At 70.5% G+C, this 10,822-nt stretch carries 9 protein-coding genes; 5 read left to right on the forward strand and 4 right to left on the reverse strand.

Going from position 1 to position 10,822, the window contains the following annotated elements:
• Positions 1 to 5 precede the first annotated feature (5 nt).
• Genes meaB through OHS57_RS05940 form a run of 3 tightly spaced genes read right to left on the reverse strand, consistent with a single transcriptional unit; the run spans position 6 to position 5,102 of the window.
• A complete protein-coding gene (gene meaB, locus OHS57_RS05930) occupies positions 6 to 1,019 on the reverse strand; it encodes a methylmalonyl Co-A mutase-associated GTPase MeaB (protein ID WP_328581259.1) in 1,014 nt (337 codons plus the stop codon).
• 4 nt (positions 1,020 to 1,023) lie between these two features.
• Complete coding sequence (scpA, locus tag OHS57_RS05935; protein ID WP_041997830.1) at positions 1,024 to 3,225, reverse strand: methylmalonyl-CoA mutase; 2,202 nt, start codon at positions 3,223 to 3,225, stop codon at positions 1,024 to 1,026.
• Positions 3,225 to 5,102 (reverse strand): methylmalonyl-CoA mutase family protein, encoded by a 1,878-nt coding sequence (locus OHS57_RS05940; RefSeq protein ID WP_328581260.1) that lies wholly within the window; start codon positions 5,100 to 5,102, stop codon positions 3,225 to 3,227. Before OHS57_RS05940 ends, scpA begins: the two co-directional genes overlap by 1 nt.
• Before the next feature lie 196 nt (positions 5,103 to 5,298).
• Between OHS57_RS05940 and OHS57_RS05945 the strand changes: the two genes are divergently transcribed.
• The 4 genes from OHS57_RS05945 to pntB all read left to right on the forward strand — a co-directional run bounded on the left by OHS57_RS05945 (position 5,299) and on the right by pntB (position 9,612).
• Positions 5,299 to 6,171 (forward strand): undecaprenyl-diphosphate phosphatase, encoded by an 873-nt coding sequence (locus tag OHS57_RS05945; RefSeq protein WP_328581261.1) that lies wholly within the window; start codon positions 5,299 to 5,301, stop codon positions 6,169 to 6,171.
• 95 nt (positions 6,172 to 6,266) lie between these two features.
• Entirely contained in the window at positions 6,267 to 6,437 is a 171-nt protein-coding gene (locus OHS57_RS05950) for a hypothetical protein (protein ID WP_198533452.1), read from the forward strand.
• 220 nt (positions 6,438 to 6,657) lie between these two features.
• A complete protein-coding gene (locus OHS57_RS05955; RefSeq protein WP_328581262.1) occupies positions 6,658 to 8,199 on the forward strand; it encodes a Re/Si-specific NAD(P)(+) transhydrogenase subunit alpha in 1,542 nt (513 codons plus the stop codon).
• A 6-nt stretch (positions 8,200 to 8,205) separates the two neighbouring features.
• The gene (pntB, locus tag OHS57_RS05960) at positions 8,206 to 9,612 is read left to right on the forward strand and encodes a Re/Si-specific NAD(P)(+) transhydrogenase subunit beta (RefSeq protein WP_328581263.1); all 1,407 of its coding nucleotides are present in this window, start codon (positions 8,206 to 8,208) and stop codon (positions 9,610 to 9,612) included.
• 70 nt (positions 9,613 to 9,682) lie between these two features.
• On the opposite strand, the gene OHS57_RS05965 is transcribed toward pntB, so the two are convergent.
• Positions 9,683 to 10,126, reverse strand: a complete 444-nt coding sequence (locus tag OHS57_RS05965) for an Asp23/Gls24 family envelope stress response protein (protein ID WP_328581264.1) — start codon at positions 10,124 to 10,126, stop codon at positions 9,683 to 9,685.
• A 157-nt stretch (positions 10,127 to 10,283) separates the two neighbouring features.
• On the opposite strand from OHS57_RS05965, the gene OHS57_RS05970 reads away from it, so the two are divergent.
• Positions 10,284 to 10,799 carry a hypothetical protein gene (locus OHS57_RS05970; RefSeq protein ID WP_328581265.1) on the forward strand — a complete coding sequence of 172 codons (516 nt, stop codon included), beginning with the start codon at positions 10,284 to 10,286 and terminating at the stop codon, positions 10,797 to 10,799.
• Positions 10,800 to 10,822: the final 23 nt, after the last annotated feature.

A 10,822-nucleotide genomic window follows, 5' to 3' on the forward strand; every position in this document is an offset into this window, starting at 1 on the left:
AGACTCTAAGTGGTGTCCGGCCGGCGGTCCTCGCCGGGCAGGGCCAGCGCCTCGATGATCCGCTCGGCCGCGAGGGTCGCCGTCAGCGTGCCGTCCCGTACCCGCTGTTCCAGTCCGGGCGTGAGTGCCCGTACACCGGGGTCGTCCCGCAGCCGGTCCAGCAGATGGTCCCGGACCATGGCCCAGGTCCAGTCGACCTGCTGGTCGCGCCGTTTGCGCGCCAGCCGGCCCTCGGACGCCAGGACGGCGCGGTGCTGCTCCAGCCGCTCCCAGACCGCGTCGAGGCCCGTGCCCTCGCGGGCGCTGCAACTGAGCACCGGCGGTGTCCAGGCGGCGTCCACTGGGGTCATCAGCCGCAGCGCGCCCGCCAGTTCACGGGCGGCCGAGCGGGCATCGCGCTCGTGGGGGCCGTCGGCCTTGTTGACGGCGATGACGTCCGCCAGCTCCAGCACCCCCTTCTTGATGCCCTGGAGCTGGTCGCCGGTGCGGGCGAGGCTGAGCAGCAGGAAGGAGTCCACCATGTTGGCGACGGCCGTCTCCGACTGGCCGACCCCGACGGTCTCGACGAGCACCACGTCGTACCCGGCCGCCTCCATCACGACGATGGTCTCGCGGGTCGCCTTCGCGACGCCGCCGAGCGTGCCGGCCGTCGGCGACGGCCGTACGAAGGCGTGCGGGTCGACGGCCAGCCGCTCCATCCTGGTCTTGTCCCCCAGGATGGAGCCGCCGGTCCTGCTGGACGACGGGTCGACGGCGAGCACGGCGACCCGGTGGCCGAGTCCGGTGAGCAGGGTGCCGAGCGCGTCGATGAAAGTCGACTTGCCGACACCGGGCACCCCGCTGATCCCGATGCGCCGGGCGTTTCCCGCGTGCGGCAGCAGCTGGGTCAGCAGCTGCTGGGCCAGCGCCCGGTGGTCGGGCCTGGTCGACTCGACCAGCGTGACCGCGCGTGCGATGTGGGAGCGCGAACCGTCGAGGACACCCTTGGCGTAGCTGTCGATGTCGATCGGTCGGGGCATCAGCTCACCGCTCGTGGCCGAGCGAGGCCGCGAGCGCCGTCAGCAGGTCGGCCGCCGCGTCCGGGATGACCGTGCCGGGCGGGAAGACCGCTGCCGCGCCGGCCCTGTGCAGCTCCTCGATGTCCTGCGGAGGGATCACCCCGCCGACGACGATCATGATGTCCTCGCGCCCCTCGGCCGCCAGCTCCTCGCGCAGCGCCGGGACGAGCGTGAGGTGTCCCGCGGCGAGCGACGACACCCCGACGATGTGCACGTCGGCCTCGACGGCCTGCCGTGCCACCTCGCCCGGCGTCTGGAACAGCGCGCCGACGTCGACGTCGAAGCCGAGGTCGGCGAAGGCCGTCGCGATGACCTTCTGGCCGCGGTCGTGGCCGTCCTGGCCCATCTTGGCGACCAGGATGCGCGGCCTGCGCCCCTCGGCGCGCTCGAACTCCTCGACGGCGGCGCGGGTGCGCTCGACGGCGGGGGACGTTCCTGCCTCGTTGCGGTACACACCGGAGATCGTACGGATCTGGCCCGCGTGCCGGCCGTACACCTTCTCCAGCGCGTCCGAGATCTCGCCGACGGTCGCCTTGGCGCGTGCCGCGTCGACGGCGAGCGCCAGCAGATTGCCTTCGAGTCCCGGCCCGGGGCCCGCCTCGGCCGCCGCGGTGAGCGCGCGCAGCGCGTCCTGGCAGCCGTTCTCGTCCCGCTCGGCGCGCAGCCTGCGCAGTTTCTCGATCTGCTGGTCGCGCACGGACGAGTTGTCGACCTTGAGCACGTCGATCTTCTCGTCGGTCTCCACCCGGTACTTGTTCACGCCGATGACGGGCTGGCGTCCGGAGTCGATCCGCGCCTGGGTCCTGGCGGCGGCCTCCTCGACCCGGAGCTTGGGGATGCCGGCGTCGATGGCCTTCGCCATGCCGCCGGCCTCCTCGACCTCCTCGATGTGCTGCCAGGCGCGCCGGGCGAGGTCGTACGTCAGCTTCTCGACGTACGCGCTGCCGCCCCACGGGTCGGTGACCCGGGTGGTGCCGGACTCCTGCTGGAGCAGCAGCTGGGTGTTGCGGGCGATCCTGGCGGAGAAGTCGGTGGGCAGGGCCAGCGCCTCGTCGAGGGCGTTGGTGTGCAGGGACTGGGTGTGGCCCTGGGTGGCCGCCATGGCCTCGACGCAGGTGCGGGTGACGTTGTTGAAGACGTCCTGCGCGGTGAGCGACCAGCCGGAGGTCTGTGAATGGGTGCGCAGCGAGAGCGACTTGGCGTTCTGCGGGTCGAACTTCTTGACGAGCTTGGCCCACAGCAGCCGGGCCGCGCGCAGTTTGGCGATCTCCATGAAGAAGTTCATGCCGATGGCCCAGAAGAACGACAGCCGGGGCGCGAAGGCGTCCACGCCGAGCCCGGCGCCGAGCCCGGCGCGCAGGTACTCGACCCCGTCCGCGAGGGTGTAGGCCAGCTCCAGGTCGGCCGTCGCACCGGCTTCCTGGATGTGGTAGCCGGAGATGGAGATGGAGTTGTAGCGCGGCATCTTCTGCGAGGTGTAGCTGAAGATGTCGGAGATGATCCGCATCGAGGGCGTCGGCGGGTAGATGTAGGTGTTGCGGACCATGAACTCTTTGAGGATGTCGTTCTGGATGGTCCCCGCCAGCTTCTCCGGCGGTACGCCCTGTTCCTCGGCCGCGACGATGTACAGGGCCAGTACGGGCAGTACGGCGCCGTTCATCGTCATCGACACGCTCATCTTGTCGAGCGGGATGCCGTCGAAGAGCTGGCGCATGTCGTAGATCGAGTCGATCGCGACGCCCGCCATGCCGACGTCGCCGGTGACCCTCGGGTGGTCGCTGTCGTAGCCCCGGTGGGTCGGCAGGTCGAAGGCGACCGACAGGCCCTTCTGACCCGCCGCGAGGTTGCGCCGGTAGAAGGCGTTCGACTCCTCGGCGGTGGAGAACCCGGCGTACTGCCTGATCGTCCAGGGCTGGTTGACGTACATCGTGGGGTAGGGCCCGCGCAGGTACGGCGCGATCCCCGGGTAGGTGGCGAGGAAGTCGAGCCCGGCCGTGTCCGCCGCCGTGTACAGCGGTTTGACGGCGATGCCCTCGGGGGTCTCCCAGTACAGGTCGGCGTCCGACCTGCCGGTGGCCTCCTTGACCGCGGCACGCCACTGGTCGTCGGTGACGGCGCCGGGTGCCCCGTCGCCGAGTCCGATCTCGGAGAAGTCCGGGATCCGCATCACGCCACTCCCATCCGGTCGAGCAGGGCGGTCAGGACGGCGACGGCGTCGCCGCCCGCGACGACGAACTCGTCGATCCCGGCCCGTTCATAGGTCTCACGCTGTTCGCCGGGCCGCCCGGCGAGCAGCACCCGGTCGGCGCCTGCCGCCTTCAGCGCCTCGGCGACGGGCACGGCCTGCTCCGCGTAGAGCGCGTCGCTGGAGCAGACGCAGGCGACGGTGGCGCCGCTGCGGGCGAAGGCGTCGCCCACGGTGGCCGCGTCCACCGTCACCGGGTCGTGCACGGGTTCGATGCCGCCGGCCCGGAAGAGGCTCCCCGCGAATCCGGCGCGCGCCGTGTGGGCGGCGGCGGGTCCGAGGGCGGCCAGGAAGGCGCGCGGGCGGGCGCCGGTGGCGGCGAGGTGCGCGTCGGAGCGGGCCCGCAGGGCCTCGAACGCCTCGTCGCGCCGTACGGTCGGCAGCCCGCCGCCGGGAGGTACGGGCGCGGGGTCGCGGACCACCGCGACCTCGGTCAGCTGGGGGAACTCACTGACTCCCGTGACGGGTTCGCGGCGCGTGGCCAGCCGGTGCGAGCGCTCCCGCCAGGTGTCGGCGATCCGTTCGCCGATCAGCCCGGAGCGCAGCGCGGCCCGCTGGCCCCCGGCGCGTTCGATCTCCTGGAACCACGCCCAGCCCGCCTTGGCCAGGTCGTCGGTGAGCCGCTCCACGTACCAGGAGCCGCCGGCCGGGTCGACGACCCGGCCGAGGTGTGACTCCTCCAGCAGGATGGTGGAGGTGTTACGGGCGATCCGGCGCGCGAAGGCGTCGGAGAGGCCGAACTCCTGGTCGAACGGCAGTACGGTCACCGAGTCGGCGCCGCCGAGTCCCGCCGCCAGTGCGGCGACGGTGGTGCGCAGCATGTTCACCCACGGGTCGCGGCGCGTCATCATCACCCGCGAGGTCACGGCGTGCTGCCGCTGCGCCGCGGAGTCGCTGCCCGCGCCACTGACCTCGGCCACCCGCGCCCACAGCCGGCGCGCGGCACGGAACTTGGCGATCGTCAGGAACTGGTCGGCGCCGGCCGCGTAGCGGAACTCCAGCTGCCCGCAGGCCGCTTCGACGCTCAGCCCCGCCTCGGTCAGGTCGCGCAGCCAGCCGACGCCTGTCGCCAGTGAACAGCCCAGCTCCTGGGCGTCCGAGCCGCCCGCCTCGTGGTACGGCAGCGCGTCCACGACGACGGCCCGCAGGCCCGGGTACTCCTGGTGGCACAACTCGGCGAGGCGCGCCGCCTCTTCGGTGTGCCCGGCCGTCTCCTGTCCGGTGCGGGCGAGTTGGCCGACCGGGTCGGCGCCGAGGTTGCCGGCGGCCGCGGTGCGCGGTACGCCGCGCTGCTCGTACAGCTTCAGCAACTCCCGCGCGGCCGGGCCGAATTCGTCGCCCGCTTCGAGGGCGATCGGCGCCAGGTCCAGATAGACACCGTCAAGTGCCGTCGCCAGGGCGGAGACCGGCGCGCCGCCGGCTCCGACGGCGAGCCAGAGCGAGGTGACCCCGTTCTCCAGATCGGCCAGCACGGCCTCGTTGAGCTGTACGGGGTCGGGCCGGCCATGCCGCTGTCTGAGGTCCCAGCCGGAGACAGCGCCGCCTTCGGGGCGGGCGCCCCTGGTGAAGGGGGCGAAGCCGGGGAACCCGCCGTCGGCGGCGACGTCGGCAGCGGTGTAGAGAGGACGGGTGGTGATCCCGTCCTGCAGGGCGGTGGAAAGGGCTGCCTCGGCCGCAGGACCCGACACGTCCCGACCCGATTTGCGCAGGACCCCTGCTACCAGGTCCTGCCACTGTTCATGGGTCGCGTCAGGGAACTCGGCTGCCAGCGAAAGCCCGTCATCAGGCAGGACCGTCATGCGTCGATGCTAGGGCAGCGAGGTCGGGCCGCAGCAGTGTGCATCGCCACAAACATCCCTCGACTTCCGATGGCCCTTTCATGTTTAACCGCAGATCCAGTACCTCCCGGCCGGGCGGCTGATCGCAGACGCTAGGCTGCCCACTCGGCCTGTTCGCGCATCGACCGTGATTACTTCCTGGGCGGCTCTGTACTCCATGTCTTGGTTCGAATCCTTCATCCTCGGGCTTGTCCAGGGGCTGACCGAGTTCCTGCCCATCTCGTCCAGCGCGCATCTGCGGCTGACCGCCGCGTTCGCCGGCTGGCACGACCCGGGGGCCGCCTTCACCGCGATCACCCAGATCGGTACGGAGGCGGCGGTCCTGATCTACTTCCGCAAGGACATCGCCCGGATCGTCTCCGCCTGGTTCCGCTCGCTCGGCAACAAGGCGATGCGCGCCGACCACGACGCGCAGATGGGCTGGCTCGTCATTGTCGGCTCGATCCCGATCGGTGTGCTGGGCGTGACGTTCAAGGACCAGATCGAGGGTCCGTTCCGCGATCTGCGGCTGATCGCCGTGACGCTGATCGTGATGGGTGTCGTCCTCGGCGTGGCGGACCGGCTCGCCGCCCGCGACGAGACCGGCGGCAAGCACCGCGCGGTCAAGCAGCGCAAGGGGCTGCAGGACCTGGGCGTCAAGGACGGGCTGATCTTCGGCTTCTGCCAGGCCATGGCCCTGGTGCCCGGTGTCTCCCGGTCGGGCGCCACCATCAGCGGCGGACTGCTGATGGGCTACACCCGCGAGTCGGCCGCGCGCTACTCGTTCCTGCTCGCCGTCCCCGCGGTCCTGGCCTCGGGTGTGTTCGAGCTGAAGGACGCGGGCGAGGGCCATGTGGCCTGGGGACCGACGATCTTCGCCACGATCATCGCGTTCGTTGTCGGATATGTCGTTATCGCGTGGTTCATGAAGTTCATTACATCCAAGAGCTTCATGCCGTTCGTGATCTATCGGATCCTGCTCGGCATCGCGCTGTTCTTCCTGGTCAGCACCGACACGCTGAGCCCGCACGCGGGCGAGTCGGCCGCCTAGTAACCCATATTCCCGGCTTTTCAAACCCCGAGTGTGAGCAAGGCCGCTAACGAAATGGTCACGTGGCGGCGGCCTCTGCCCATAGGGTTTGTCGTATGTCCTCTCCTTCCGCTTCCGTTCCTTCGGCCTCCGACGCTGTCGTGGCCAACGAACGGATCCGCGCGCTCGTGGACGCGGCCGACGGGACGTGGCCGGCCGAGGCGTACGAGGTCCTGTTGCTGGAATGGGCAGCCGCCCTCCACAACGGGGTCGACGAAGCCGCCTGATCCACGCCGCCCGACCCGCGCGCCGCTTTCCACGCGCACCACACGCCCCTGCGGGCCGTCTGTCCTTACGACAGGCGGCCCGCACTTCGTTGTCCCGGGCGCCCGCGGCTCGCGCACAGGGCACCCCGGTTCGACCGGGCGAACATCCTTTACCGCATGCTGGCTCCGATCGGGACACGCATCACATCGGCACCATGAGACCGGTAGAGGAGACCTCCGTATGGCATCGCGCATCGGAGTGGTGAAGGAATCATCGCCCGGCGAATCCCGGGTGTCGGCGACACCCACCACGGTTCGGCAGTTGTTGTCGCTCGGTTACGCGGTCGCCGTGGAAGCAGGCGCCGGGGAGCGGTCGAGCTTCACCGACGAGGCGTACGAGGAAGCCGGCGCCGCCGTCGTACCCGCAGGTGAGGCATGGGGCAGCGACATCGTCCTGAAGGTCAACGCGCCGAACCCGGACGAGATCGGGCGGCTGCGCGACGGGGCCGTGCTGGTCGGCCTGCTGGCACCGGCCCTCGATCCGCAGCTCGTCGAGACGCTGGCGCTGCGCCCGATCACCGCCCTGGCCATGGACGCGGTACCGCGTATCTCCCGCGCCCAGTCGCTCGACGTGCTCAGCTCGATGGCCAACATCGCCGGCTACCGCGCGGTGATCGAGGCGGCGCATGTCTTCGGGCGGTTCTTCACCGGTCAGGTCACGGCCGCGGGCAAGGTGCCGCCGGCCAAGGTGCTGGTGGCGGGCGCGGGCGTGGCGGGGCTGGCCGCGATCGGCGCCGCCGGCAGCCTCGGCGCGATCGTCCGCGCGACGGACCCCCGGCCCGAGGTGGCCGACCAGGTCAGATCCCTGGGCGGCGAATTCCTCGCCGTGGAGGTCGCCGAGCAGCAGCAGAGCACCGACGGCTACGCCAGGGCGACCTCCGAGGACTACGACCGGCGTGCGGCGGAGATCTACGCCGAGCAGGCCGCCGACGTCGACATCGTCATCACCACCGCCCTGATCCCGGGCCGGCCCGCGCCGCGGCTGCTGACCGAGCGGGACATCGCGAGCATGCGGCCCGGCAGTGTCGTCGTCGACATGGCGGCGGCGCAGGGCGGCAACGTGGCGGGTTCTGTGGCGGGCGAGGCAGTGGTCACCGACAACGGTGTGACGATCATCGGGTACACGGATCTCGCCGGCCGGCTGCCCGCGCAGGCTTCGCAGCTCTACGGCACCAACCTGGTCAACCTGCTGAAACTGCTGACCCCCGGCAAGGACGGCGAGGTCGTCCTCGACTTCGACGACGTCGTGCAGCGCGCGGTGACCGTCGTACGCGACGGTACGAAGACGTGGCCGCCACCGCCGGTCCCGGTGTCGGCGGCGCCCGCCGTCGCCGCGCCGGCCGCGCCGCCCGCCGTACGGGAGCAGAAGCAGCCGCTCACGGCGCGCCGCAAGTACGCCCTCACCGGGGTGGGTGTGGTGCTGCTGTTCCTGCTCACCGCGTTCGCGCCCGCGCAGCTCATCGGCAACTTCACGGTGTTCGTGCTGGCCATCGTGATCGGCTACTACGTCATCGGCCATGTCCACCACGCCCTGCACACACCGCTGATGTCGGTGACGAACGCGATCTCCGGGATCATCGTGGTGGGCGCGCTGCTGCAGATCGGGCGCGCGGACACCGTCATCACCGCGTTGTCCTTCGCCGCGATCCTGCTGGCCAGTATCAATATCTTCGGCGGTTTCGCCGTGACCCGACGCATGCTCAGCATGTTCTCGAAGGACTGAGCCGCCATGACTGCCGCAACCGCCGCACAAGCGGCCTACATCGTCGCCGCCCTGCTGTTCGTCCTGAGCCTCGCCGGGCTGTCGAAACACGAGACGTCCCGCTCCGGTGTGGTCTTCGGGATCTCCGGCATGACCATCGCGCTGGCCGCCACCATCGGTCTGGCGTCCCGGTCCATCGCCGCCACCGGCATCGTGCTCATCGTCGTCGCCATGGTCATCGGCGCGGTCATCGGGATCCTGCGGGCACGCAGTGTCGAGATGACGGGCATGCCCGAACTCATCGCGCTACTGCACAGTTTCGTCGGCGCCGCCGCCGTACTCGTCGGCTGGGACGGCTACTTCGGCGTCGAGTCGAAGGGCTCGCACGAGATCGAGATCGCCCACGATCTGCTGCGCATCCACCATGCCGAGGTGTTCATCGGTGTGTTCATCGGCGCCGTCACCCTCACCGGGTCCGTCGTCGCCTTCCTCAAGCTGTCGGCGCGCATCAACTCACGGCCGCTGATGCTGCCCGGCAAGAACCTGCTCAACATCGGTGCGCTGGCGGCCTTCGTGGGGCTGACCGTCGCGTTCGTCATCCACCCGAGCCTGGGGCTGCTCATCGCCGTCACGGCGGTCGCGCTCGCGCTCGGCTGGCATCTGGTCGCCTCGATCGGCGGCGGCGACATGCCGGTGATCGTGTCGATGCTCAACAGCTACTCGGGCTGGGCGGCCGCCGCTTCCGGTTTCCTGCTGAACAACAATCTCCTGATCGTCACGGGCGCGCTGGTCGGCTCGTCCGGTGCGTATCTGTCGTACATCATGTGCCAGGCGATGAACCGCTCGTTCCTGTCGGTCATCGCGGGCGGCTTCGGCGCCGAGGCGACGGGCGGTGACGACACCGACTACGGCGAGCACCGCGAGATCAGTGTCGCCGACACCGTCGACCTGCTGAAGAACGCCACCTCGGTGGTGATCGCGCCCGGCTACGGCATGGCGGTGGCGCAGGCGCAGTTCCCCGTCGCCGATCTGACCCGCAAGCTCAGGGAGCGCGGGGTCGACGTGCGGTTCGCGATCCATCCGGTGGCGGGACGGCTGCCCGGCCATATGAACGTGTTGCTGGCCGAGGCGAAGGTGCCGTACGACATCGTGCTGGAGATGGACGAGATCAACGACGATTTCGCCGGCACGGCGGTGGTGCTGGTGATCGGCGCGAACGACACCGTCAACCCGGCCGCCCTGGAGGACCCAAGCAGCCCGATCGCCGGTATGCCGGTGCTGCGGGTGTGGGAGGCGGAGAACGTGATCGTCTTCAAGCGGTCCATGAGCCCGGGGTACGCCGGCGTCCAGAACCCGCTGTTCTTCCGCGAGAACAGCCAGATGCTGTTCGGCGACGCGAAGGAGCGGGTCGAGGACATCCTGCGCACGCTGTAGGCACGGGCCCGCACGGGCCGTCCGAGAACGGGCGGGGACTGGCGGCCGTCACCCACCAGCCCCCGTCCGCTCAGCGCAGGCGCGACGTGTCGGAGCCGCGGTCGTCGTCGTTCTCGTCGTCCTCCCCCGGTACGTGCACGTCCAGCACACTGATGTTGACCTCGGCCACTTCGAGCCCCGTCATGCTCTCCACGGCGTCGGACACACCGGACTGGATGTCCTCCGCCGCCTTCGCGATGGGGGTGCCGTACTCGACCACCACCGTGAGGTCGATCGCCGTCTGCTTCTCGCCCACCTCGACCTTGACGCCCCGCGTCAGGTCGTCGGAGCCCATGCGCCCGCGTACCGCACCCAGCGCGCGGGACGCGCCGCCGCCCATGGCGTACACCCCGGAGGTCTCACGGGTCGCTATGCCGGCGATGGTCGAGACGACCGAGTCGGCGATCGTGGTCTTGCCCTTGACCGTGCCGTTCTTGTTGCTGGAGACGGTCATTGTGGATCCGTCGGATGCCATGAGGATTTCTCCCTCTCGAAGCGGACTTCCCCCTTCCCACCATGCGCGCGTTGCCCGGGGGCCGCCATTCGGGTGAGGCAGCGTGACCGTCCGGTGTCTCTCCGTCACACCGATATCCCCGTGCCGGAGCCGTGGACGCGCGCGTAGGCTGTGCCGAATGAGCAGCTCACAGAAGGCCGGCCGGGCCTCGGTCCGGCAGCGCGCACAGGGTATGACGCACCATCAGGTCGCGGCGGCGCTCGACGAGGCCAAGGAAGCGGACGGGCCGGCCGACGACGAGCGCGGCTCGGCCGAGATCGCCGAGTGGGAGCGGATCGAGGAGCTGCTCGCCGATCACGACGGTCCGTACGACCCGGACAGCGACCCCTTCGTCCAGGGCGAACTGACCGCGCGGGCCGGCCGGGAAGCGGCGGAGTCGAAGGCACAGGCCCAGGCGGCATCGGCCCCGCAGGCACCGGCCAAGGCGGCCCCCGCCCCGGCCAGGGCCGGCAGCGAGACGGTCGACGCCGAGAACGCGCTGCGCTCGGCGCTGATCCGTACCGGCGCGCTGGATTCCGTCGGCCCCGACGACGACACGGTGGTGCGGCTGATCGCCGGCGCCGACCCGGGAGCCGCGCTCGCCCTGACCGAATGGCTCGTCGCCGCCTACAACACCGGCCGCGCCGGGCGCTGATCACCGCCAACTAGCCCGTCCCC

The sequence above is a fragment of the Streptomyces sp. NBC_00370 genome (assembly GCF_036084755.1).
In the GTDB taxonomy this organism is placed as follows: Bacteria; Actinomycetota; Actinomycetes; order Streptomycetales; family Streptomycetaceae; genus Streptomyces.

Excerpts from the sequence above, each read along its gene's own strand:
- meaB (WP_328581259.1), bottom strand. The coding sequence starts at position 1,019 with ATGCCCCGACCGATCGACATCGACAGCTACGCCAAGGGTGTCCTCGAC.
- scpA (WP_041997830.1), bottom strand. The coding sequence starts at position 3,225 with ATGCGGATCCCGGACTTCTCCGAGATCGGACTCGGCGACGGGGCACCC.
- OHS57_RS05940 (WP_328581260.1), bottom strand. The coding sequence starts at position 5,102 with ATGACGGTCCTGCCTGATGACGGGCTTTCGCTGGCAGCCGAGTTCCCT.
- OHS57_RS05945 (WP_328581261.1), top strand. The coding sequence starts at position 5,299 with ATGTCTTGGTTCGAATCCTTCATCCTCGGGCTTGTCCAGGGGCTGACC.
- OHS57_RS05950 (WP_198533452.1), top strand. The coding sequence starts at position 6,267 with ATGTCCTCTCCTTCCGCTTCCGTTCCTTCGGCCTCCGACGCTGTCGTG.
- OHS57_RS05955 (WP_328581262.1), top strand. The coding sequence starts at position 6,658 with ATGGCATCGCGCATCGGAGTGGTGAAGGAATCATCGCCCGGCGAATCC.
- pntB (WP_328581263.1), top strand. The coding sequence starts at position 8,206 with ATGACTGCCGCAACCGCCGCACAAGCGGCCTACATCGTCGCCGCCCTG.
- OHS57_RS05965 (WP_328581264.1), bottom strand. The coding sequence starts at position 10,126 with ATGGCATCCGACGGATCCACAATGACCGTCTCCAGCAACAAGAACGGC.
- OHS57_RS05970 (WP_328581265.1), top strand. The coding sequence starts at position 10,284 with ATGAGCAGCTCACAGAAGGCCGGCCGGGCCTCGGTCCGGCAGCGCGCA.